Origin of the sequence: Marinarcus sediminis (SeqCode) (genome assembly GCF_048571275.1) — a bacterium.
Taxonomy (GTDB): domain Bacteria; phylum Campylobacterota; class Campylobacteria; order Campylobacterales; family Arcobacteraceae; genus Marinarcus; species Marinarcus sediminis.
Genome location: NZ_CP182357.1, coordinates 69,317 through 94,471 on the forward strand (window position 1 = coordinate 69,317; position 25,155 = coordinate 94,471).

At 31.6% G+C, this 25,155-nt stretch carries 24 protein-coding genes; 14 read left to right on the top strand and 10 right to left on the bottom strand.

What is annotated here, in order from left to right; translation table 11 throughout:
• Positions 1–3: 3 nt before the first annotated feature.
• The 4 genes from ACNI3C_RS00355 to greA form a co-directional block, all read right to left on the bottom strand.
• Positions 4–687 (bottom strand): energy transducer TonB, encoded by a 684-nt coding sequence (locus tag ACNI3C_RS00355; protein WP_419770280.1) that lies wholly within the window; start codon positions 685–687, stop codon positions 4–6.
• Between the two features lie 256 nt (positions 688–943).
• A complete protein-coding gene (gene uvrB / locus ACNI3C_RS00360) occupies positions 944–2,917 on the bottom strand; it encodes an excinuclease ABC subunit UvrB (protein WP_419771465.1) in 1,974 nt (657 codons plus the stop codon).
• A 12-nt stretch (positions 2,918–2,929) separates the two neighbouring features.
• Entirely contained in the window at positions 2,930–3,628 is a 699-nt protein-coding gene (locus ACNI3C_RS00365) for a UDP-2,3-diacylglucosamine diphosphatase (RefSeq protein ID WP_419770281.1), read from the bottom strand.
• Between the two features lie 31 nt (positions 3,629–3,659).
• A complete protein-coding gene (gene greA, locus ACNI3C_RS00370) occupies positions 3,660–4,145 on the bottom strand; it encodes a transcription elongation factor GreA (protein WP_419770282.1) in 486 nt (161 codons plus the stop codon).
• A gap of 57 nt (positions 4,146–4,202) precedes the next feature.
• On the opposite strand from greA, the gene ACNI3C_RS00375 reads away from it, so the two are divergent.
• Positions 4,203–4,856, top strand: a complete 654-nt coding sequence (locus tag ACNI3C_RS00375) for a tRNA threonylcarbamoyladenosine dehydratase (RefSeq protein ID WP_419770283.1) — start codon at positions 4,203–4,205, stop codon at positions 4,854–4,856.
• Between the two features lie 98 nt (positions 4,857–4,954).
• Positions 4,955–5,866, top strand: a complete 912-nt coding sequence (locus tag ACNI3C_RS00380) for a chemotaxis protein CheV (RefSeq protein ID WP_419770284.1) — start codon at positions 4,955–4,957, stop codon at positions 5,864–5,866.
• Positions 5,867–5,913: 47 nt separating this feature from the next.
• Here the strand turns inward: ACNI3C_RS00380 and argH are convergent, their stop codons facing one another.
• The 5 genes from argH to ACNI3C_RS00405 form a co-directional block, all read right to left on the bottom strand.
• Positions 5,914–7,305, bottom strand: a complete 1,392-nt coding sequence (gene argH, locus ACNI3C_RS00385; protein ID WP_419770285.1) for an argininosuccinate lyase — start codon at positions 7,303–7,305, stop codon at positions 5,914–5,916.
• The gene (locus ACNI3C_RS00390; protein ID WP_419770286.1) at positions 7,305–7,490 is read right to left on the bottom strand and encodes a hypothetical protein; all 186 of its coding nucleotides are present in this window, start codon (positions 7,488–7,490) and stop codon (positions 7,305–7,307) included. Before ACNI3C_RS00390 ends, argH begins: the two co-directional genes overlap by 1 nt.
• A 154-nt stretch (positions 7,491–7,644) precedes the next feature.
• Positions 7,645–8,625, bottom strand: a complete 981-nt coding sequence (locus ACNI3C_RS00395) for an iron-sulfur cluster assembly scaffold protein (RefSeq protein WP_419770287.1) — start codon at positions 8,623–8,625, stop codon at positions 7,645–7,647.
• 27 nt (positions 8,626–8,652) lie between these two features.
• Positions 8,653–9,843 carry a NifS family cysteine desulfurase gene (locus ACNI3C_RS00400; protein ID WP_419770288.1) on the bottom strand — a complete coding sequence of 397 codons (1,191 nt, stop codon included), beginning with the start codon at positions 9,841–9,843 and terminating at the stop codon, positions 8,653–8,655.
• Positions 9,844–9,966: 123 nt separating this feature from the next.
• Positions 9,967–10,563: a LysE family translocator gene (locus ACNI3C_RS00405; protein ID WP_419770289.1), complete on the bottom strand. Its 597-nt coding sequence runs from the start codon at positions 10,561–10,563 to the stop codon at positions 9,967–9,969.
• Between the two features lie 140 nt (positions 10,564–10,703).
• Here ACNI3C_RS00405 and sufB point away from each other — a divergent pair, with 140 nt between their 5' ends.
• From sufB to ACNI3C_RS00435, 6 genes are read left to right on the top strand one after another with little or no spacing between them, the layout of a single operon-like run.
• Positions 10,704–12,137 carry a Fe-S cluster assembly protein SufB gene (sufB, locus tag ACNI3C_RS00410; protein WP_419770290.1) on the top strand — a complete coding sequence of 478 codons (1,434 nt, stop codon included), beginning with the start codon at positions 10,704–10,706 and terminating at the stop codon, positions 12,135–12,137.
• Positions 12,138–12,146: 9 nt separating this feature from the next.
• Complete coding sequence (gene sufC, locus ACNI3C_RS00415) at positions 12,147–12,899, top strand: Fe-S cluster assembly ATPase SufC (RefSeq protein WP_419770291.1); 753 nt, start codon at positions 12,147–12,149, stop codon at positions 12,897–12,899.
• Positions 12,862–14,067, top strand: coding sequence for a SufD family Fe-S cluster assembly protein (locus tag ACNI3C_RS00420; RefSeq protein WP_419770292.1), 1,206 nt, complete (start codon positions 12,862–12,864; stop codon positions 14,065–14,067). Before sufC ends, ACNI3C_RS00420 begins: the two co-directional genes overlap by 38 nt.
• Entirely contained in the window at positions 14,060–15,244 is a 1,185-nt protein-coding gene (locus ACNI3C_RS00425; protein WP_419770293.1) for an aminotransferase class V-fold PLP-dependent enzyme, read from the top strand. The genes ACNI3C_RS00420 and ACNI3C_RS00425 overlap by 8 nt, the downstream gene beginning before the upstream one ends.
• A gap of 2 nt (positions 15,245–15,246) precedes the next feature.
• Positions 15,247–15,657, top strand: a complete 411-nt coding sequence (locus ACNI3C_RS00430) for a SufE family protein (protein ID WP_419770294.1) — start codon at positions 15,247–15,249, stop codon at positions 15,655–15,657.
• 9 nt (positions 15,658–15,666) lie between these two features.
• A complete protein-coding gene (locus ACNI3C_RS00435) occupies positions 15,667–16,032 on the top strand; it encodes a metal-sulfur cluster assembly factor (RefSeq protein WP_419770295.1) in 366 nt (121 codons plus the stop codon).
• 112 nt (positions 16,033–16,144) lie between these two features.
• Here ACNI3C_RS00435 and ACNI3C_RS00440 read toward each other — a convergent pair whose 3' ends face one another.
• The gene (locus ACNI3C_RS00440; RefSeq protein ID WP_419770296.1) at positions 16,145–16,432 is read right to left on the bottom strand and encodes a hypothetical protein; all 288 of its coding nucleotides are present in this window, start codon (positions 16,430–16,432) and stop codon (positions 16,145–16,147) included.
• Between the two features lie 161 nt (positions 16,433–16,593).
• On the opposite strand from ACNI3C_RS00440, the gene ACNI3C_RS00445 reads away from it, so the two are divergent.
• From ACNI3C_RS00445 to ACNI3C_RS00470, 6 genes are read left to right on the top strand one after another with little or no spacing between them, the layout of a single operon-like run.
• The gene (locus ACNI3C_RS00445) at positions 16,594–17,922 is read left to right on the top strand and encodes a hypothetical protein (RefSeq protein ID WP_419770297.1); all 1,329 of its coding nucleotides are present in this window, start codon (positions 16,594–16,596) and stop codon (positions 17,920–17,922) included.
• Positions 17,919–18,545 carry a hypothetical protein gene (locus ACNI3C_RS00450; protein ID WP_419770298.1) on the top strand — a complete coding sequence of 209 codons (627 nt, stop codon included), beginning with the start codon at positions 17,919–17,921 and terminating at the stop codon, positions 18,543–18,545. Before ACNI3C_RS00445 ends, ACNI3C_RS00450 begins: the two co-directional genes overlap by 4 nt.
• A gap of 1 nt (position 18,546) precedes the next feature.
• The gene (locus ACNI3C_RS00455; RefSeq protein ID WP_419770299.1) at positions 18,547–20,889 is read left to right on the top strand and encodes an ankyrin repeat domain-containing protein; all 2,343 of its coding nucleotides are present in this window, start codon (positions 18,547–18,549) and stop codon (positions 20,887–20,889) included.
• A complete protein-coding gene (locus ACNI3C_RS00460; protein ID WP_419770300.1) occupies positions 20,882–24,226 on the top strand; it encodes a hypothetical protein in 3,345 nt (1,114 codons plus the stop codon). Before ACNI3C_RS00455 ends, ACNI3C_RS00460 begins: the two co-directional genes overlap by 8 nt.
• A 20-nt stretch (positions 24,227–24,246) precedes the next feature.
• On the top strand, positions 24,247–24,507 hold the full coding sequence (locus tag ACNI3C_RS00465) for a hypothetical protein (protein WP_419770301.1): 261 nt from the start codon (positions 24,247–24,249) through the stop codon (positions 24,505–24,507).
• Positions 24,508–24,553: 46 nt separating this feature from the next.
• Positions 24,554–25,153 (top strand): YdcF family protein, encoded by a 600-nt coding sequence (locus tag ACNI3C_RS00470; RefSeq protein ID WP_419770302.1) that lies wholly within the window; start codon positions 24,554–24,556, stop codon positions 25,151–25,153.
• The last annotated feature ends 2 nt before the right edge of the window (positions 25,154–25,155 follow it).

Here is a 25,155-nt window from a genome sequence, read left to right on the forward strand (position 1 = left end):
TTATTAACTCCTAATTATTTGATATAAAACTGGAACGGTAATATTCCAAGTGGCTTTATTTAACTCATTTGGTATAGGTTCAAATTTTTTGATTTTGACTAAAATCTCTGTTGCTGCATCATCCAATCTTTTATATTGTGCATTTTTAACTATTTTAATATCAACAATTTGCCCACTTCCTTTTATGGTAAAGTTTAAATATACTTTCCCCGTTTGTCCTAATCTTTTGGCTATCATTGGATAAATTTTATTTTTATCAATGGTCTCTCTGATTTTTAATAAATACTCATCTTCCAATGCTTTTTTTAAATCACTTGTATCAGCTTTTTGCTTTAGTGGTTTATTTTGTTTACTGATTACTTGCGGTTGAGCATTTTCTTTTTGCTCTTTTTTAGGCTCTTCTTTAGGTTCTTTTTTAACTGGTTCTCTCTTTTTTACTGCAGCAATTATATTTTTACTTTTAGTTTTAGGAACTGTTGTTTCCTCTTTGAGTATTTTCTTTTTGGGATTTTCAATAGGTTTACTCTCTTGTTTTTTTATAACAACTTTTTGAATCGTTAAGTTTTGTGTCGATTCCACTTTTCGTGCAATAACCACTTCACTTTGCATTTTTATGCTTGCGAACAAGTATAAATGAATACCAATAACTGAAATAAATACGATGATTAAACTTTTTTTCTTTTCCATGATCGATATCATACATCAATATTGATAATAATTATCTTAATTAAAAAAATTTTAAGAACTGCTCTGTTATTATCTCATTGATTTTTTGTTAAATCGAAGAGTATAACGATTGTTCATGATAAACCAAACTTTATTTATAATAAAATTCTTAAAAGATCAAAACGAAGCTTAAATTTTAAGGAGAACGGGGGAAAGTACGTGATGATTAAAATTCAAACTTCAACACAGATATTTTGAAAAAAATAATACGTTATAACTATAATTTTTTTATCTTTTCTATTTCATCACGAAGTCTAATGGCTTCTTCAAAATTTAAATCCCTTGCTGCTTTAGACATGGCTTTATTGAGTTCTACCAACATTTTTTTACGTTCACTCGCTGGCATTTTATCAAGCTTATCGAGTCGGTTGGCAACCTCATCGTACTCTTCAAGTTTTAAGTTTTCATCGAGCGTTCGAATGGTACTTTTTGGGGTGATTCCATGCTCTTTGTTATGGGCTTCTTGAATGGCACGTCGGTCGTTGGTAACATCAATGGCAAACTGCATCGAATCGGTCATCTTTTTCGCATATAAAATGACCCGACCATTTTGATTTCTTGCAGCACGACCAATGGTTTGAATTAAGGAGGTTTTACTTCTTAAAAAGCCCTCTTTATCGGCATCTAAAATGGCCACCAGTGAAGTTTCTGGAATATCCAAACCTTCTCTTAAAAGGTTAATTCCCACAAGGACATCAAACTCCCCTCTTCTTAAGGCTCGAATGATTTGGTTTCTCTCAATGGCATCAATTTCACTGTGCATATATTTGATACGAATGCCCAAATCTGCATAATATGCCGTGAGTTCTTCTGCCATTTTTTTCGTTAATACCGTCACCAAAACGCGTTCGTTTCGCGCAGCAACTTTTTTGATTTCGTCGTGTAAATCTTCTACTTGAAATTCACTGTTTTTAATATCAATAACAGGATCAAGCAGACCCGTTGGACGAATGACTTGTCGGGCAACGACACTGCTCATAGAAGTTTCTAACTCATTGGGTGTAGCACTGACAAACATATAATAAGGGGCTTTATGAATAAACTCATCAAACATGAGTGGTCGGTTATCTAAGGCACTTGGAAGCCGAAATCCATACTCTACTAAGACCTCTTTACGGCTTCTATCTGCCGCGTGCATTCCTCGAAATTGTGGCAACGACACATGCGACTCATCAACAATAAGAAGAAAATCTTCATCAAGTTGTTCAAAATAATCCAAGAGTGAATAAGGCGTTTCGCCTGGTTTTTTATCGGTAAGCAATCGAGCGTAGTTTTCAATTCCTTTACACATTCCTGTACCTTCAATCATCTCTAAATCGAACTCGACTCTTTGTTTGAGCCGTTGATACTCCACGAGTTTGTCTTCAGCTTTAAAAAAGGCCAATCGCTCTTCTAACTCTTTTTCAATCTCTTTGACTGCCTGTGCTAATCTCTCTTGTGAAACCACAAATGGGTTAACAGAATAAATTGTAACCTCTTTTAACTCTTTGACTTTATTGTTCGTCAAATATTCATGCACACTCAAACTCTCTACTTCATCACCAAAAAACTCAATACGAATAAACTCATCTTCCCAATACGCAGGAAAAATATCAATCACATCGCCATTGACTCTAAAATCGGATCGGTCAAAAAATTTGTCGTTTCGTTTGTACCCCATCTCTACGAGTTTCAACAGCATTTGTCTTTGAGAGTATTCAAACCCTACTTGCAGTTTTTGCACGTTCGATTTGTACTCTGCCGGATTTCCCAAACCATAGTTTGCCGAAACAGAAGCGATGACAATCACATCATTAAATGATAATAAAGAAGAAGTCGCACTCAGACGTAAACGTTCCAGCTCTTCATTAATAGAAGAGTCTTTTTCAATGAACAAATCACTTCTTGGAATGTATGCTTCTGGTTGATAATAATCGTAATATGAGATAAAATATTCCACGTGATTGTTGGGAAAAAATTGTCGAAATTCACTGTAAAGCTGCGCAGCAAGTGTTTTATTGTGTGTCATAATTAACGTAGGTTTTTGAGTCTTTTCAATCACCTTTGCCATAGTATACGTTTTTCCCGAACCTGTAACTCCTAAAAGTGTGTTGTATTGATTGCCAAGTAAAATGGAATCACTTAACTCTTTTATGGCAGTAGGTTGGTCACCTGCTGGTTCATATTGACTGACGACTTTAAATGGTGCGATATTTTTTCCTTCTTAAAATTTGATGGTATTAAATGTTCCATTGTTTAATTGCACATACTCTTTTGAACAAAACAGTGAAGGAATATTAACATAGAGTTGATTGCCACAGAGATACTCTTTGCCTTGATGAAAATGCCCTTCAATGACGATATCTTCTTGATAGTTTTTTACCCTTCTTTGTGCTAACTCTTCAAAATTATTAAACAGATGACAAATATTTTTCACTTTTAAAAAAGCATCAATTTTTTTTGAGAGCCAATGGTTAAAATCAATGGCGTTTAAAAAGCGCAACAGAGGTCTGTTTCGGATGATTTTGCAATACAAATTGTACGAAAATTTATCGAAATTATCACCATGTGAAAGTGCAACTTTTTGCGTTTTATACAACCCTCGTATGGGCTGATTGTCTCTGGAAATAATCGTAATATTTGGAAATAATTTTTCCAAATTGTAATCATGATTTCCTTCTAAATATACAATTTGCATACCGCAAGAGAGTTCATTTAAAAGGTCAATGACTTTTTGATTTTGTTTGATAAAATAATAAGACTCTTGGGTGATAAAATCAAACATATCTCCCATAAGAAAAAGTTGCGTTGTGGTAATCTCTTTTGTTTTGAGTTTTTCTAAAATTTTGAAAAACTCACCGCGTTGTTCGTTAAAGTGAGCATCAGCAATAAAAATAGCATTCTCTTCTATATTAAAACACATACATTCTCTTCATATTTCCACAACAAAGGCATTAAAGTTCTAACTCTTTATAAAACACATCTAATACTTCAAAATCTTTTTCTCCACCAGGTAAAATGGCTTTAATTTCATCGCCTTCTTCTTTTCCTAAAAGCTGTTTTGCTAAAGGAGAATTAAACGAAATAAATCCTTTGTCGGGGTTACTTTCTACACCACCAACAATGGCATATTGAAACTCTTCATCACTGTTTAAATCAAGCAATTTAACCGTTGAGCCAAAACTGACTCTGTCATGTGGCAGTGTTTGGGGGTCAATAATCATGGCTTTTGAAACAATAGAACCCAACTCTGCAATTTGAATATCAATCAATTTGAGTTTCTCTTTTGCAGCATGATATTCTGCATTCTCTTTTAAATCACCAAGTTGTCTTGCCTCTTCCAACGCAATGACAGTATGAGGTCGTTCTTTATTTTTTAAAAATTCCAATTCTGTGGTAATTTTTTCGTATCCGACTCTCGTCATCGGTTCTTTTTCCATCTATGTCTCCCAAACTATTTATGATATAATACCCAAAATAATATAAAAGAGAAAATAATGTCAAGATATGATAGAACTATAAAACTTTTTGGAGAAAATAATTTTGAAAAATTCAAAAATACAAAATTAATTCTTTTAGGAGTTGGAGGTGTGGGAAGCTTTGCTTTGGATGCCTTGTATAGAACAGGTATCACCGATATTACCATTGTAGATTTTGATACATATGAAGAGTCCAACTTAAATCGACAAATGGGGAGTGAAGGCAACATTGGACGCATTAAAGTGGAAGCGTTAAAAGAAAAATATCCCAATGTTACGCCCATGCATGTTAAACTGGACAAAGAGTGGATAGACAACCATGATTTTAAACAATACGATTATATTTTAGATGCCATAGATGACATCAAACCCAAAGTGCACTTGATTCAAAAATATTACGATAAAATCATCACAACAAGTGGAAGTGCAAAACGGATAGATCCTTCAAAAATTGAGTATATTTCTATTTGGGATACGTTCAATGATCCCTTTATTCGTAAAATCAGGAATGAATTAAAGCAAGCTGGTTTTAAAAAAAAATTCAAAGTTATTTTTTCAAGTGAGAACCCTTTGTGCATTGAAAAAGGCAGCTTTGAAGCGGTTACAGGTTCTTTTGGATTGATGATAGCCTCGGTTACAATACAAAAGATTCTTGCTAAAAATAACAAATAAATTAAAAACTTTTTATCGAATAATGATTTAGCACAATTTCACAAGTAATTTATAAGATAAAAAGATATATAATTTACCATTATGTCAAAAGGAATAATATGAGTAGTATACGTAAAGATGTAGAGCAAATGACACAAGCACACTTGAGAAATGTTCAGCAATTAGCTGTATTTTACACAGGTGCAGGAAACGTTTATGCAATCAATATTGCAAAAGTTAAAGCTTTTATTATTACAGAAGAAGTCACCATTACTGATACGCCAACAGACACTGACATTATTGCCGGTATTGCGACAATAAGAGGGGAGCCTGTTACCCTTATTAATTTAGATATTTGGCTGGGCAATAAAACTCCTCATACACTTGAAGATTATAAGCTGATTATCTATTGTGAATTTAACCACAAAAGAGTAGGTTTCTTAATCAAAGATATGTTAAATATTGTTGAAAAAACAACCGATGAATTAAGAAACTCAGAAGAGCAAAACTCAAAAGTAACCTATACTACCTATGTAAAAGTCAATCAAGTGGATAAATTGTGTACGGTATTTAATGCCGAGCAACTTTTAAAAGATATTGGTTGGACAGATGATGGTGACCATGCGGTTAACCGATATGTTACGGGTCCAATTATGACCGATAAAATCGTGCTAGCAGCAGAAGATTCTACGGTTGCTCGAGAAATCTTAAGAAAATTCCTTGAAAAAATTGAAGTTCAATATGAGATTTTCAATAACGGTCAAGAGCTTATTGATAGACTTAATGTTATTAACCCAGCCGAGGTTGGTTTGATTATCACCGATATTGAAATGCCAGAAAAAGATGGATATCAAGTGGCTTCATTTGTTAAAGAGAACAGTAAATATAACAATATTCCAATTGTTGTAAACTCTTCAATGACAACCGATGCGGTTATGGGTAAAATGAAAGCCATTGGAGTTGATGGATTTATTGGGAAAACAGACATTCCTAAAATGTACGCTATGACGAAAAAGTTTTTAGAACAATAATCTAAACTGGCTCAATCAGATTAGCCAAGCTAATCTGATTGACACACTTATATGGTTTTCAACCACTTATTAAAATTCTCAATTTGCAACAACGTTTGTTCGCTTGAAGTTCCACCAAAAGAGTTTCTGGCATTCATTGAGTTTCTTAAATTTAAAAAATCTACAATCTCTTCATTGATGGTTTCAATTTCACTTGCGGCGCTTCTGATTTCATCAATGGTTAATTCACTCATATCTTTATTGAGTTCATTCGCACGTGCAACCACTGACTTGGTAATATAATACGCCGTTCTAAAAGGCATATTCTGTTTTTGAACCAAATAATCTGCCAAATCGGTTGCACTTAAGTGTCCAATTTTACAAGCGTTTTCCATTTTCTCCACATTGACATGCATGGTTTTAATGACATCATTTAAAATAGAGATTGAAATTTCAATCGTTTTAACCGAATCAAAAACACCCTCTTTATCCTCTTGGGTATCTTTGTTATATGCCAATGGCAAACCTTTCATGACCGTTAAGAGGGAAATTAAGTTTCCAAAAGCTCGTCCGGTTTTACCTCGCAAAAGTTCAGGCACATCGGGGTTTTTCTTTTGTGGCATAATCGAAGAAGTCGTGGCATATTCGTCGCTCATTTTAACAAATTGAAACTCATACGATGACCACAAAATCAACTCTTCAGAAATACGACTGATGTGCATCATCGATGTACTGATATTAAACAAAATCTCTAAAGCAAAATCTCTATCACTGACGGTATCAAGTGCACACGCCGTTGGTTCTTTAAATCCCAATAATTCACAACTTTTAAATCGGTCAATATTGTGAGGTGTTCCAGCAAGTGCGGCACTTCCAAGGGGTGAGTAGTCATTTCGTTGCCAAGAGCTCTGGAAACGCTCGTAATCACGCTTAAACATATTTGCATAAGCCAACATATGAAAACCAAAATTAATGGGCTGTGCATGTTGCAAATGCGTCATACCTGGTATCAATGTTGTCGTATGTTTTGCTGCAAGATCAACAAAGGTTTCAACAAGCGTTTTAAGCTGTTTCATAATCGATTGATTTTTCTCTTTTACATAGAGTCTAAAATCCGTTGCCACTTGGTCATTTCTGCTTCGTGCTGTGTGCAATCGTTTTCCCGCATCACCGACTATTTGTGTCAGTCTGCTCTCTACTGCCATATGAATATCTTCATCGGCAATTTTAAATTCAAATTTTCCTGATTCGATCTCTTCTTTAACTTGAAGCAGACCTCGTTCAATATCTTGTTGATCTTCAAGGGTTAAAATTCCTTGAGCACACAACATCTTTGAGTGTGCAATTGAACCTCGGATATCTTGATCATAAAGCTCTTTATCAAACATCACGGAAGCGTTGAACTCATCTAAGATTTTGGCATTGGTATTTTTTAAAATTTGTTCTTTTGCTTGCGCCATTAATTCTTTTCCTCTAATTCAAGAACCACTTCTTTAATAAAGGCAATAATTCTTTTTTTGGCTTCAACTTCATCATTTTCGGGAATATCCCAGCCTGTAATGGTCATATATTTATCTACAAGTGAAAGCACATCAGCGTACATACCACTTTTTAATTGTTCCAGTTCTTTATCTAAAGCTGTCATAATTCACCTCTTTAATTTTTGTCTATTATAACATATTATTTTTTAGCCCCACTGACCAAAAGCTCACTTTTATTTCAAGGTTGTAAATTTCACTCAATAAAAAAGGGAGAATTAAAAAATTCTCCCTTTTAATGACTCTTTTACGTAGTTTTCATCAAATCGGTAAAATTCGAATATTTTCATCCACTTTTTGTTTTAAAATTGATTCCATCGCGTAAAGTGTTCCGGTACTTCCAGACGCACATCCTGAACATGAACCTAAATATCTGATGTAAACATCATAATGAGGAATATTGTCTTTAATATCAATAATTTCCATGTTTCCACCGTCCATGATTAACATTGGTCGAATATCTGCATCTAAGACTTCATCAAGCGCTTTAATTCTTTGAACAATGGTCATTGTTCCAAATGATAAAGTTCCCGCTTGACTTGCATCGGCTGCATTTTTCAATTTATCGTGTTCCATTTCAGCTCTGGTATCAGCTAATATATCTACTAAGTAAATATCTTTTGCCTCATGGCCACCTGGCTTAATACATGATTTACAAAACGCACCCGCTTTGGTATAATCGGTAATTTGTTCAACCGTTGTTAAGTTGTTGATTTTAATGACTTCTTTGATGGTTGAAAGCGAAACCCTTGCACATTCACAAACGATTTGCTCCTCTTCAAAGCTTTCCATATCGACACCTTTGTAGGTTGCTGCTGCTTTTTTAATAACATCATAAGCCATAACAGAACAGTGCATTTTTTGAGGAGGCACAGCAGGAATATCCGGATGATCTCTTAAGGCAAATTCAACATCAATATTGGTAATTTTAACAGCTTCACCAACCGTTTTACCAATACATAACTCTGCCATAACATCTGAAGACGCAATGGCTGTACCACAACCAAATGATTTAAACTTTGAGTCTAAAATCACATCTGTTTTTTCATCAACAACCCAATAGAGTCGTACTGCATCACCACATGATTCTGCACCAAAATCTGCAACAATGAGTTTTCCCCCAGCTGCTGCTGCCATCTCTTCTGTAATCTCACCTTGGTGAGTTGGTTCATCCATTCTTTTAATAACTTGATTTGAATATTCATCCCAGATTGAACCGCTGATTAAATCGCCTTTAGCCATCTTAAATTCCTTTTATTAACTTTCTTATTATAATTGTGAAACGTGATTTTTTGGAGTATACGCATATGAACTTGAAATCGCTCTTAATCGTAACACCGCTTTTTTAATCACTTCTATTGCATAATCAATTTGCTCTTCTGTGGTAAATCGACTTAACGAAAATCGTACCCCAGTATGAGCCAATTCACTGTCACTACCAAATGCATTCATAACAGGATTTGCTTCTAAATCTTCACTGGCACAGGCACTTCCAGTACTTGCTCCAATGGTTTTTTGATTCATGTCCCATAACATTGATTCACCTTCAACACCACGAATTGAAATCAGCGTTGTATTGGGTGTTCTGTTTGCTTTACCACCAATAACAATGGTTTCTGGCAGTTCTAAAATAGCATCTTCTAATTTATCTCTTAATCGTTTTACTTCTGTGTTTTCAAACTCTAAATTCTCAACGGCCAATTTCATAGCAAGACCCATTCCTACCATAGAAGCCACATCAACCGTACCGGCTCGATGTCCTCCCATTTGCTCACCACCATGTAACAGTGGAGTCAAAGCATTTCCTTTACTTACGTACAATCCACCAATACCTTTTGGTCCGTGAAATTTATGCGCAGAAAAGGAGAGATAATCTACATTACATGCTTGAACATCGACGGCAATTTTTCCAATGGCTTGTGTTGCATCGGTATGAAAAGGAACACCTGCTTCTTTACAAATAGCTCCAATTTCTTTGACTGGAAAGATTTTTCCTGTTTCATTGTTTGCCCACATAATTGATACTAACGCAGTATCTTCTTGAATATACTCTTTTACTGTATGAGCATCGATTACACCTTCGTCATTGACAGGCAGATACGTTACACTTACACCTTGTGTCTCTAAAAATCTGCATACTGCTGTAATTGAAGGGTGTTCAACTTCAGAAGTAATGATATGATTTTTATTGCCATTTAAGATTTTGTCAATCCAAATACCTTTTAAAACAGTGTTATTACTCTCTGTTGCATTGGCAGTAATGATAATATCATCTTCATCGGCTGCATTAATCCCATCATATAAAAAGTTAAGCGCCTCAACCATTTTAGGGTGAGTTCCTGCACCAAATTTATGCAGTGAATTTGGATTACCGTAAATTGTACAAAAAAATGGTTCCATCGCCTTAAAAACTTCTGGATCAACCATTGTTGTTGCATTGTTGTCTAAATATACTTCCATATTATTTCTTCCTATATTAAAAGTGTGAATATAAATATTATGCCACTTTCAGTATTTAATTTTAGAATTGTATTGTAAATAGGATAAAATTTGTCTTAATTAGAATTGTTAGTTATTTATTCTTTAAAAAAACTCTTTTACTAACATTACAATACCAAATAAACCAAGAATAAACGCTGAAACGATTGCAATTTTTGAATACACATTTGGTGAAACCAGATGCTTACTTTTATGAATAAAGTAAGGCATAACAGTAATCCATAGAAGTATTGCAAAAAGCATTCCACTGACCGTATAAAGAGGTTGTGAACTTTTTGTCGAAAAGGTCGTAACACTCAGCCAGAAAATAATCGTATAAGGACTAAACAGTGTTAAAACATACCCTTTTAAATAGTGCTTTAATACAGAACCTTTATGATCAATGCTGACTTTTTTTATGTGTGCATTTCTGTTTTTAAAAATAATAATCGCCATATACATTAAAAACGTTGCACCCAATAAAGAGAAATAGCGTAAAACCGTCTCATTATTGATATAGTATGTTAAACCAAACAATATAATCATCAAATAAGTTGTATCGGCACTCATGGCACCAAAACCAACGGCAACACCATTTCGATAACGTTTTAACGCCTCGTTCATAATCAAAATGTTAATGGGTCCCAATGGCACAGCTGCACCAAATCCCAAAACCATGCCTTGTAAAAATTCACTTATCATAACATTGTCATTGTATTGTTTGTTTCAATTATTCTCATTGGGTAATATTAACTAAAACCTCTTTAAACTCTTTATATATATGACAATTTTATGCTATACTTTTAAATAAGATAAAAATTATCCTATTTAGGAGTTTTTAGATGAAAAACCAAGAGATAAACAGAGTTGTATCGCAAGAGTATGCCTTAGGCTTTGAAACCATTGTCGAGTCAGATACCTTTCCAAAGGGGTTAAATGAAGATGTCATACGAGCAATCAGTGCCAAAAAAAATGAACCCGATTGGCTTTTAGAGTTCAGATTAAAAGCTTACAGAAAATTTTTAACCCTGAGTGAACCTTCGTGGGCAAATATTCACCACAAAAAAATCGATTACAATGACATCAGTTACTACTCTGCTCCGAAAAAAAACGTACAATCTTTAGATGAAGTGGATGCTTCCATTTTAAAAACGTATGAAAAACTGGGTATTCCACTTGAAGAGCAAAAAATATTAGCAGGTGTGGCAGTCGATGCGGTGTTTGATTCGGTTTCGGTTAAAACCACGTTTCAAAAAGAGTTAGAAGCGTTGGGCATTATATTTTGTTCCATCAGCGAAGCCGCACAAAAACACCCCGAACTTTTAAAACAATATTTGGGTTCGGTGGTGCCTTATGCCGACAACTATTTTGCCACACTCAATTCAGCTGTATTTACCGATGGCTCGTTTGTTTATATTCCAAAAGGAACAAAATGCCCGATGGAACTCTCCACCTATTTTAGAATCAATGCCATAAATACAGGGCAATTTGAACGAACCCTTATCATTGCCGATGATGACAGTTATGTCTCTTATAATGAAGGGTGTTCTGCCCCAACAAGAGATGAGAACCAACTCCATGCAGCCATTGTTGAACTCATTGCTTTAGAAAATGCGCAAATTAAATACTCGACCATACAAAACTGGTATCCTGGCGATGCCAATGGGAAAGGAGGCATTTATAACTTTGTGACCAAAAGAGGTCTGTGCAAAGGCAATAACTCAAAAATATCGTGGACACAAGTGGAAACGGGTTCACTCATTACGTGGAAATACCCCAGTTGCATCTTAAAAGGAGATAATTCTGTGGGAGAGTTTTACTCCGTTGCCCTCACCTCTTTGGCTCAACAAGCCGATACGGGTACAAAAATGATTCACTTGGGTAAAAATACCAAATCGACCATTATTTCAAAAGGAATTTCGGCATTACAAGGGAGCAATGCCTACAGAGGTTTGGTCAAAGTATCCAAAGAAGCCCACAATGCCAGAAATTTTTCACAATGCGACTCCCTTTTAATTGGTCAAAATTGCAGTGCACACACCTTCCCTTATCAAGAGATACGGAACAAAAGTGCTAAAATAGAACATGAAGCAACCACCTCAAAAATTTCGCAAGAACAACTTTTTTATATCATGCAAAGAGGCATCAGTGAAGAAGATGCCGTATCCCTTATTGTTAATGGTTTTTGCAAAGAGGTTTTAAAAGAGCTTCCACTGGAGTTTGCTGCTGAAGCAAAAGCCCTTTTAAGTGTAAGTTTAGAAGGCAGTGTTGGTTAGGAGATTATGATGTTAGAAATTAAAAATTTAAGTGTGAATATAAAAGATAAAACCATTTTACAAGATTTGAATTTGACCATAAAAGATGGGGAAGTACATGTATTAATGGGCTTAAATGGTACAGGAAAATCCACTTTGGTTAAAGCCATCAGTGGCCATTTTGATTGTGAAGTCACCCAAGGAAGCATACAATATAATAAAAAAGAACTTCTCAAACTCGATGCCTCCCAACGTGCCAATGAGGGCATTTTTATGAGTTTTCAAAACCCCGTTGAAATTCCAGGGGTCAATAACAACTATTTTTTAAAATCGGCTCTGAATGAAAAACGCCAATATCAAAAACAAACCCCATTGAATGCTGCTGAATTTATAAAATACATCAAAGAGATTACCTCGAAATACAATATTGACAATGCCATTTTAAAACGCGATGTCAACGATGGTTTTTCAGGTGGAGAGAAAAAAAGAAATGAAATTTTACAACTTTTAACTCTTAAACCTGATTTTATCATGCTTGACGAGATTGACTCTGGCTTAGATATTGATGCGCTTAAAATTGTAGCCAACAGTGTGAATTCACTCTTAGATGGCAAACGCTCACTTTTGATGATTACACACTATGAGAGATTGTTGGATTTTATCAAACCCGATTTTGTGCACATTTTAAGTGGAGGTAAAATCATTAAAACGGGCGATTATTCTTTGGCACTTGAAATAGAGAAAAATGGCTATGAAGCGTTTGGAGTATCTCATGACTCTTAATCAATACACCTTTGAACCCTTTATTCAAGATGAGAGTTCGTTTAAAGCGTTGTTGCACTTAAAACTTCCCCACAATAAAATTGAAACATTCCGACATTTTGATGTCGAAGATATTCTTTCAGAAGAGTATGAACTTTCAATAACACATGAGGTCTCTTCTCAAACGAAAAAACATTTTACAAAAGGTTTTTACTCTTTGCTCATAAAAAATGGTCAAATCCTCTCAAACCAAACCGATTTGCCTCCGTATATTACCCTTGAAAAAAGAGCAAAAAAAAGCTTTAAAACCAACAATGCGTTTGCTTATTTGAGTGAACTCTTTTTTAAAGAGACTACGGTTTTAAAAATAGATAAAAGCCCCGATAAACCCTTAATGATAATGAATATTAACACAAAGAACAACCATTTTATTCCCACTTCTTTAACCATTGAAGTTTCTAAAAACTCTACTTTGGATATGGTTGATGTATATGACTTCAAAGAACAAACAAACAGTTTTGCCAATGTCAACCGATTTTTTGATGTGAAATTTGGGGCTCATATCAATTACACTAAACTGCAACAACTCTCAAAAAGTTCAAGTTTGATTGTTAATACCTTTGCTCATTTGGCAACCAAAAGCACACTTGATACCATCAACTTGGATTATGGGGGATACAAAACCTTAAACATTGCAGATATTGTTTTAACGAAAAAAAACAGTTCGATTCATTTAAATGGACTCATAAAAAATAAAGGTCATGCTAAAAATGGCAATATGGCTTCCATTGAACATCTTGCAGAGTTTACATCAAGCAATCAAGCCTTTAAACATGTATTAGATGAACATGCCCAAGCAGTGTGTGATATTAAATCCATCATACAATCAAACGCACCCTTTTCAAAAGCGTTTCAAAATTCACACACCATTTTACTAAGCGATGATGCCAAAATCAATGCCCAACCAAGGTTGCAAATCTATACCGATGAACTGCAAGCCAGTCATGGAGCAACAACGGGGGCTTTAGATGAAGAGCAATTAAACTATTTACAACTGCGTGGTATTTCAAAACAAGAGGCAACCAACATACTCTTAACCGCCTTTGAAGAAACAATTTTAAATAAAATTACCCACCCTACCATTCGAGCATTTGTAGATGTGTATCAAAAAGGAGTTCATCATGTATAAAGAGGTTTTCCCCTATTTTCAAAACTCATCGACAATTTATTTAGACAATGCCGCTACCACTCAAAAACCTCAAGATGTTATTGATGCCATTACCGAATATTACACGCACTATTGTGCCAATACACACCGAAGCAGTTTTGGCGATGCCAACAGAGCCACACAAGAGTTTGAAAAGGCCAGAGAAACCATCAAAGAGTATATTCATGCCCAAGATGTTTCTGAAATTATTTTCACCAAAGGAGTGACGGAAAGCATCAATTTTGTCGCAACTTCTTTTGCTAAAAGGTTTGAAACCATTATTATCTCTTCGCTGGAACATCACAGCAATATTGTGCCTTGGCAGATGCAAGAGAAAATCTTGCATTATGGTTTAGAAGTAGTCAATTGCGATGAAAACTTAGATTTCGATATGGCACATTTTGAGATGTTATTAAAAACCAATCCCAGTGCTTTTGTGAGTATTACCCATGTTTCCAATGCGTTTGGAAAAATCCATGCTTTAAAAGAGATCATTCAACTCGCACACAAATACAATACTTTTGTGCTTGTAGATATGGCACAAAGTTTGGCACACTTTCCCATTGATGTCACGGATTTAGATGCAGATTTTGTAGCCCTTTCTTCCCATAAAACCTTTGGACCAACGGGAGTGGGAGTGTTGTATGTTAAAAAAGAGCATTTAATTCACCTAAATGCGTATCAAACAGGAGGAGCTACGATTAATGATGTCAGTTATGAACAAACCATTTTATTGGATTCTCCGTATAAATATGAGGCAGGCACACAAAATATTGCAGGGGTAATTGGCTTTAAAGCGGCTTTGGATTTTTTAAACAAAATGAATTGGGAAGAGGTGCAAACCTATGAAAAAGCGTTATATGAATATGCCCATAAAGAGCTTTCAAAACTGGACGATATACTCTTTTATAACACCCTTGATAACTGCATTGGCAGTCTGAGTTTTAATATTAACAATATCAACTGCGAAGATATAGGCATACTCTTAGACAAACAGCACATTGCTGTAAGAACAGGGCATCATTGTGCACAACCCATTATGAAACATCTCAATATTAAAGGAACCGTACGAATCAGTTTGGCGTTTTATAACACCAAAGAGGAGATTGACCAACTCATTATTGCTTTAAATAAAACAATTGGCATTTTAAAGGATTAAGGATGGAGTTTCACAACAGAGTTTCAAAAATAAAAGAGGAGTTAGCACTCTTTGATGATGAACTGGAAAAATATGAATACATTATTGATTTGGGCAAATTGCTTGAACCTTTAGATAAAGAAGCATTAAAAGATGAAAATTTGGTTCAAGGGTGCACTTCAAAAGTGTGGTTGATTGTGGAAAAACAAGGGGACAAACTCCTCTTTAAAGCCACCAGCGATGCCCAAATTGTCAAAGGTTTGGTCTATATTATCATCACACTTTTTTCAAATTTAACGCCCCAAGAAATTTTAAATACCAATATTGATGTATTGGATGAATTAGAATTAACCGAAATCATTACCCCTAACCGACAAAGTGGCGTAACAGGAATGTTAAAAAAAATAAAACAATATGCAAAAGCATTACAATAGGAAAACCCCATGAAAAAAGAGAACGTATACACACAAGAAGATTTAGAAAAAATCAAAGAGAAACTCATTGAAAACTATAAAAATGTTTATGACCCCGAGATTCCTGTGAATATTTATGACTTGGGACTCATATACACTATTGACTTTAGCCAAAAAGATAACTACTTGTATTGCAAAATCGTCATGACGCTCACAAGCCCCGCTTGCCCAGTGGCAGAATCATTGATTGATGAAGTCAAATACTTAACCAAAACCATGCCACAAATCGATGAAGTGGAAGTAGAAATCACCTTTAATCCCCCATGGGATAAATCAAAAATGTCAGAAGATGCCTTAGAGATTTTTGAGTTAGAAAGCGTTACGTTGGGGAGATGAAAAGTTTTATGATAAAATAAAATTATTAACAGGGATAGATTATAGAAAGAAAAAACCGGGACCAAGAGTGAACGATACTTAGTCTGATAATTAAGTATCCTGTCCCCGGAATTTAAAGTACTTCATCTTCTCCAAAAGTACAAGAAGATAAAATATTTTCAATCTCATTATAAGCTTCATCGATACTGTTTTTGGATAATTCTTTATGTTTTATTACCTCATAGTTTATGTCAAATTTTATCTTTACTCGTTTTGACATCATTGAAGTTATAAAGTTATAAGTATCTATGCCTTCATTGAAAACATAAATTGCTAATGATGTTTGATTTTCTATATTTGTCAATAAATATTTTACTGATATTTTATTTATTTTCTCTCTCTTATATTTGATAGCAGCCACATTTGTTTAAAATTATTTAGAATTTTATCAAGATTCTGAATAAATGATTATAAGTACTTTAAAATTGTACATTAAATATCACTTATTTCTATAATCAAACTATTTTAATAATATTTAATAACATTTTTAATACAATGATGTCAAAACATATAAGTTGTAGAATGAAAAAAATTAAATTTTACCTTTTTGAATCTTTATATAAATCTGTTATTGCAACAATTTTTTTTATAATTGTATATCAATTCTCTTACATTGAAATTATTCGTTCCAATATAGAAGATATTTCATTTGACTTATTAAACAAATTCACAATTGAAAATAGAGTGCAAGAAACTACTTCTCCAAATGTTTTATTATTTAAAATTGATGATTACTTTTTAAAAGAAAAAAAACTACTTGATGATAATAACACTACAACGTATGGTTATTTGTTCCCAAGAGATAACATTGCAGCTTTTATTGAAAAACTAGATGATTTTATCATTGAATTTGATAAAAACCAAAAACCTCACTCTCTTTTTATAGATTATGACTTCTCATATACATCTTTACCTTACAATAATGAGTTATCGAAAGAAGACCAAAATTTAATTGATACATTAAAAAAAGATAGAGATTATAAAATATTCTTACCTAAAACAAACAATTTTAACTTTATTGAACAATCAACAGATATAAAAATTCAACAGCTAATAAAAGAAAAAAAACTTAACTTTGTATCAGTTGGTTTAATAGAATCTAGTGATGGAGTATCTAGAAGATATCTACCATACAGAGATTTCCTAAACAATAATCAAATGCAAAGTTATACTCAGGCTATGCTAACTTTGTGGAATGATTTTAAAAATAACACCCAAGACAATACTAAATTACAAAATACCTTTACAAATAAAAATGATATTGAAAATAGAATTATTTTTAAGAGTTATGCACAAAAAATTGATGAAGGTGAATTTGAAACATACATAAGTAATTGGAAAAAATTTTATGTATATTCTGCAAATTATCCTTTTGATGAAATAATAGAAGACAATTTTTATGGCAGTATTATTTTGTTAGGGGGAACTCATTCCAATAATGATGATGTCTTTAATATTGCATCAATGAAAAACTCTGATGTTTTAAGTGGAATAGAAGTACAAGCTAATGTTTTAATGACATTATTTTATTTAAATGGGAAATTAGAAAAATTTGACTTTTACAAAAGTTGTATGATAATTTTTTCAGCTTTTTTAATTATAAATTTAGTAGTAGAATTAATTTTTGACTTACTAAACTTACAAGAGAGAAGAAGTTTAGAATTTATTGTACTACTTATCATTTTAAGTGCCGTATTATTTTTTATTTCATATTACATATTTAATACATACAAGCAATGGTTTAATTGGTTTATCCCTGTAATATTATTTGAAACAATAGAAATATTAGAAACAATAAAAAAGTATTCAAAAGACAGTTATACAAAAATCAAAAATAGGAGAAATAAATGAAAAAATTGTTAGCTTTTTCGATAATAGGGATTAGCCTAATGGCTTCAGAGTTAGTAGTAAAAAAGTCTGATGTTAAAATCTCAGTTAATGGAGAAATAAAATCATTAAGTAAAGATGCCTCTCTAAATCTTGAAGATGGTTCATCGGTTTGTTTTTTAGAAGGTGAGGGAAAGGTAATCATAAATAAACACAAACAACTTACCAAAAAATCAAAAAAATGCTATAGCACACCATTACCTGAAGGGTTTAAAATTGAAGATTTCGTTGAAGGATTAACTAATAGTGCAAAAGTTGCTTTGATTACAGGTGAACTAAAAGTAAAAAATGGAGTTAGCACAAAAAGTATTCAAACTTCACAAACAGTTACAGGAAACTATGAAATAACGTCTGAACAAAAGGAAATTATAGTTTATAATGAACTATATGGTCCATTACCTGTAACTTTAAAAATTATTGATAAAGATAAAAATATTGTACAAGAATTTATAAATGAAGAGAATACAGTAACTCTTTTTAGAATTCCAACAAATATATTAAAAGAAAATTACAATATCCTAATAACAAACGCTTTTGATGAAGAGTTGTTAAATCAGACAATTATAAATAAGAAACAAGTAAAATAAAATGCAACAAGTTATCATGAAAGTGATTATTTTAATTTTTATTACTACTTTACAGACTGTATATGCTCAGAATTTTCATGAAAAGAATTTTGAAAAAACATCTGTAAAAGAGTTAAAAGAAAATGTCATTGAAGCTATACACAGTAGAAAATTAACAATAATTAATGATTTTGTTAGAACAGATTCACCCTATTTATTTGAGTATATTTGTGAAGCGGTATATGACGGTAGTTTAGATATCGTAAAAACCCTTCATAAAAAAAATATAAATATAAATTTAGACCAAAATTGTCCTAAAAAATGGAGTGAAACCGGAAAGGGACTTATGTTTATTTCATCACTATATGGCTATGAAGATATTGTTGATTATTTAATTGATAAAAATGTTGATTTAAATATCACTAAAAAATCTTTAAGAAATCTTACTCCTCTTGATATCGCGCTTGTTAATGGCAATAGTAATATCGCAAAAAAACTATTAGAAAATAATGCCACTATTTCAAAAGGTTCCAGAAGAACATTAGAAAAAGCTTCATATAGTGACCATAATTTTGAAATTTTAAAGAATTTATATATTGATAAAAATTCTATATGTAAAGCTATTGAAAATGCTTTTGTAAATGCTGCATTAAAAAATTTTCAATACTTAATACAACATGATAACATGTGCAACGGAAATTTTAATAATATACCAAGTGATGCTAAAAAATTTATTAAAAGTATGCTTGATAACGGAATAGATATCTCTTCCATTATGAAAAGTATTAACTCATACAGCTTAAGCAAAAATTTTGATATAATGAATTTTTTGATTAAAGAAGGTCTTAACTTAGAGAATGCAGTAGATTCTGATGGAAATAAATTTCCAAGCATAATGTATAAAGCAGATTACAATGTTTTAAAAATTGTTTTACAAAACTTGGACAACCCATATCAAAAAATAAAAGAACAATTAAAACAAGGTAAAGAATTACCTTTTCAATATCCAAAAAATTTAGAATTATTGTTAACATATATAGTAGAAAATTCGAATTATAAACAAGATTTTCAAGAAAGTCTTAATAACGGTCTGCTTTCAAGTTCTACATACCCAAATCATTTATCAGCAACTCTCTTTCTTAGAGCTGGAGCGAATATAAATACTAAGTCAATGGAGTTCAGTCCTTTACTTAAGGCTTTAAATTACCGTCCAGATGCTGAAGGTAAAAGTGCATATATAAAAATGTTGTTAGAAAATGGTGCTGATGTAAATATTACAGGCTACAAGGGAAAGTCAGCACTGCATTTTTTACTTAGTAATCATTACAAAAACAATGAAATTTTAAAGATTTTATTAGACTATAAAATCGATGTTAACAAGCAAGATGAAGATGGACGATATCCAATACAACTTGCAGTAGAAGAAGAAAATTTTGCTGCTATAGAACTTTTACTTAAACATGGTGCAATAATAAATAAACAAATTTTTAAAAATGTAATTCAGCATAATCAAATGGATATTTTTAAGATACTCCTTGATACAAACTTTTCAATACCATTGGAAGATATCTTAGTTCTTACAACAGAGTTTGGAAGCTACAATATGACAAAGTTACTTTTAAATAAGAGTGTTAAAATCGATATACATACTAGTAATGGAAAAAATATCATAATAAATGCATATAACAATAAATTAGATTTTTTAGTAGAATCTATCACCATTGATGATTGGAATACAATTATAGATGAAGAAGGCAATACTCTTCTTCATCATGCAGTTTTACAGCAAGATATCGATGAAGTTGAAGTTTTTGCAAAAAAAGTAAATATTAATCAGACAAATAATAAAGGGGTGGCTCCATTACATTTAGCAATTCAAAATAGAAATATCCCAATTATTTCACGAGATTTATATGATGATTATGTTAGAGAATCTAATCGAATATATCATGAAGGAATTAAAAGTTATCTTGATAAGAATATGACAGAAAAAGTTGTTCATACTATACCATCAAAGAATTATTTAAAAATTATCAAAAAACTTTTATTTTACCAAAAAATAAATGTAAATTTAGAAGATAAAGAATTAAGAACACCTTTATATCTGGCACTAAAATATTCCAATAGTAACATTTTTGATGTTGCGTCATTGCTATTAGAATATGGAGCGAGAATAGATAAAAAAAGTTATCAATTAATTGAGAATATATCGGATGAAAAACTTTTACAACTATTTCAAAAGTATGGATACAAAAAAAGTGAAAAGACATCCGAAATAAAAAATAAAAATACTAATAATATGTCAAATCAGAAATCAGAACCAGAATATAAAATTCCAAACTGGTTAAAGGATTTTGATGATTAGATTTAATATTGTAATAATAGTATTATTTTTATTAAATATCTTGAATTCTTTAGCAAGTGATGAATTTGTAATATATACTCAATCTAAACATTCTAAAGGTATACAAAGTGTTGCTATTTCAGAAGATTCATCATTGTTGGCTACTGCTAGTAATGATCAAACAATCCGATTATGGGATATGAAATCTAATAACTTTATAAAACAGATGAAAGGTTATGGGTTAGGATTAGCATTAGGAGACATTGCTATTAATAGAAAAAATAATTTAGCTGTTTCGACTAGTACTGATGATAAAAAAATGTATCTTTGGGATTTGAAAGAAGGTAAAATTGTTCGAACACTTGCATCAAATATTAGTTCGGCACATGCAATAGCACTTTCTAAAAGTGGTCAATATTTAGCTTTGCTTAATAATGGGGTACTTTATATATATGATTTGGTTAGTAAAGAAATAATTTTATCTAAAGAAGTTTTTTCTGATACAGAATCATATGTACAAGTTGGAGTATTTTTTAATAATAAAAATAATAAAATCCTTGTCTATCATAGTAATGATGGAATAAAAATGTTTAGTTTTAATGATAATAATATTGAAAGTTTGTATGAAAAAGAACAGTTAGAATCTTTAATAGGCTTTTCAAGATTTAGTAGACTAAGTATTTCTGACGATTTTCAATATATGGCAGTATCTGAAATTACTACCCATAGGTATAAAAAAAGTTTAAAACCAAATATCGTAATAATAGATTTGTTTAAACAAAAGAAAAGCAGAATTCTAAAAGGGGCTGCTGATAATTTTAGTAAAATGCAGTTTTATCCTAATTCTTATTATTTATGGGTTGAAACTGGTCACCTTACTTCTTCATACCAGATAGAAGTATATGATGTTATCTCTGGAGAAAGAACAAAAAAAATAACTGAATCTAAGCTAGATGGGATAGCTTCAAATGGGAAATTTTATGTTGATACAAATAATGGTTTACAAGTAAAAGGCACTTTATCAGGTAAGCTAATGAAATCTTTTTATCCTGAAATATCCCCTATCAAAGATACTATTCTAAAAGGTAATAACATATACACTCTTTCAAAAAAAGGCATCGTTGAGAAATGGAGTTTAAATAATGTCCAGAAAAAAGCTGTATATACCAATGAAAAAGTACATTCATTCTCATCTATACCTCAAAGTAATTTAATCGTATTTAGACTTTATAACAAAGTTCTTCTTTATGATGTGGAAAAAGATACCATTGTGGATACAATTATTAATCCCATAGATAAAATAATAAGAAGTGTTTTCTTAGTTGATCATACCCTCTTATGTATTGGGTATGATCATTATTCGATTTTTTATGATTTAAAGTTAAAAAAAGAAATTCAGAGAATTAATATACAAACACCATTTCATATAGTTAAATACAATAATGATATTTTATTAAGTAACGCTAATGGATTATTAATTTTTGATTTAGCGTCAAAACAATTAAAAAGTAAAAAAAGCTCCTATAATGAAAGTGTGTTTAAATTTGATATTTCACTCAATGGAATTATTGCACTGCCTTTTGGTGGGGACAGAGTAATGCTTTATGATTATAAAAGTAATAAAACATTGTATTCTATGTATAAAAATTATGAAGTATCTAAAAAGAAAGGCATTTCTCGTTTTTCAAAAGATGGTAATTATTTATCATTTGTAAGTGGAGATAATTCTATTAGAATATGGGATATCAACAATAGAAATTTAATTGCATCTTTAAGTGGGCATAGTGGTATCATTACTTCTATTGCTTCCTTTGACATTGATAATTATATTATAAGCTCGTCTGAAGATGGTTCAATTATTATTTATGATGGAAAAAATTATAAAGAGTTAGTTAGATTATTATCTTTTGATAATGAATGGGTAGCTTTAACTCCCGAAGGATATTTTACTGGTTCTCAAAATGCAGCTAAGTATTTACTAGTTAGAACTGGAGGACTTGAAGTTAGAGATTTTTCACAATTTTACGATCATTTTTTTCGCCCAGACCTAGTGAAATTAAAATTAGCTGGAAAAGATATCAGCAAATATACAAATGGTCTAACATATGAAGAAGCACTAAAAAATCCACCTCCAAATATAAAATTAACAAAACTAGATAATCAAGCAATAGTAAATAGTACGTTTAAAAATGAAGATATTACACTTAAAAAAGATAAGGCAACTTTAAATTTTAATGTAAATGAACATGATAATGGTGGTATAGGATTAATTAAAATCTATCAAGAAGGTAAACTTATAAAAACTATTGGAGAAGGTTCAGTAAATAAACAAGCTGCAAATGTAGATACCTTGCTAGAACAAGATAATATCAATGATAAAATGAAATTAGCTCAAAATGATTACCTAAATAAAATGAGTGATACAGTTACAAGAAGTGTAGATACTCCAATAAGTGAAGAAGATAGTGTAGGAGAAGTAAAAACATCAAATATACAAAATAAAGAAGGTGAATATACAATAGAACTTGATTTAATATCAGGTAAAAATGAAATAGCTATTGAAGCCTTTAATAAAACAAATACTGTAACTTCTTATAAAGAAACACTTACTATTATTTCAGATACTCCTAAAAAAGAGCCAAAACTATATGCAATAGTTGCAGGAGTAAATGAATTCCAAGCTCCTTATGTATCAAATTTAAAATACTCAGAAAATGATGCAAAAGCAATAAAAGAAGCAATAGAAAATGAACAAGGTAAAAAATATAAAGATATAGAAATAAAATATCATGTTGGAGTTGATGTAACAAAAGATAAACTTATTAAGTCTATAGAAGAAGTAAGCAAAAAAGCAAGACTGGATGATACAATAATTTTCTATATATCAACTCATGGAAAAGCTTATAAGGGAAAACTTCTACTAGTACCTCAAAATAATCAAAATATACAAGACTGGATAAACTTTGAAGATATTTTTAAAAATATGCAAGAAGTAAAAGCATTAAAACAAATATTTGTATTAGATACCTGTGAATCAGGGAAAGCCAATGATATTGTATCTTCTGTATATGATTCAAAAGCTTCATTACTTGCAAAAAGCTCAGGAGTACATATGCTATTAGCAACTACAAAAGGAACATTTGCATTTGAACATCCAGATCCAAAAGTCAAGAATGGTGTATTTACATACAAAATACTTTCAAAATTAAAAGAAAAATCAACAGATAAAAATAAAGATAGTTTTATTTCTATTATTGAATTATCAGAAAAATTAAAAGAGCCAAGTAATAATGAAGAGTATCAGTATCCTATTATTAGAAATGTTGGTGGAGATATTTTAATTAGGAAAGTAGATTAGAATAAAAGGAGAATTTTAGTTTGAAAAAAAATATAATATTAGTAACTGTATTAGTGCTATTTCTTACCGGCTGTAGTTTGAAGCATAAAATGCAAAAGAATACTATGATTTCTAATAACGATATTAAAGCATCAAAGATATATGGTAATCAAAGTTTTAGAAGTGATAATGAAGATGGACTTTTTTTATTAGAAGATGGAAAAATATATTTAAAAACAGATGGAAGGTCATTTATAGACATTATAGACATTATAGATGATTTAGAAGGTGATTATGTGTAGGAAATTTTTATTAGGGATTGTTGCAATACTGATTATATTAGGAATAGTGTTTGTAAGTTTTAGTGAGAAAATACTTACAAGTTATGCCTCCTATTTTACCCTTGATACAGCAACAAAAGGTGCAGATGTAGTATTTATTTTGGGTGGAAATCCAAAAACAAGACCTGCAAAAGCAATTGAGTTAGTTAAAAATGGCTATTCTAAACAAATACTGATGACAAATATCAAAGACAAAGCTTTAAAATATCAAGAGCTTTTTGAAACTGAGGAGGAACTAACAAGCAGAATATTAAAAAGTGAAAATGAAACTTTAAAGATAATAAAGTGCATTAAAGAAGATGGTGCAACAAGTACCTTTGATGAAGCGTATACATTGGCAAAATATTCAAAGGAAAATAAGTTAACTCATCTTATTATTGTTACAGATGCATTTCATACAAGAAGAGCATTGTATGCTTTTGAAAAAGTGTTTAAAATTCAAGGTATGAAAAACATTAAACTGGAAATTGCACCAGCAAGAAATGGGGTATATTTAGAGAATAATTGGTGGAAAACAGAAAAAGGTCTGCGATCTTATATTATTGAACCTATAAAATACTTTTTTTATATGTTTAATTCTCGAAATCTAAAATCACTGAAATCATAAAG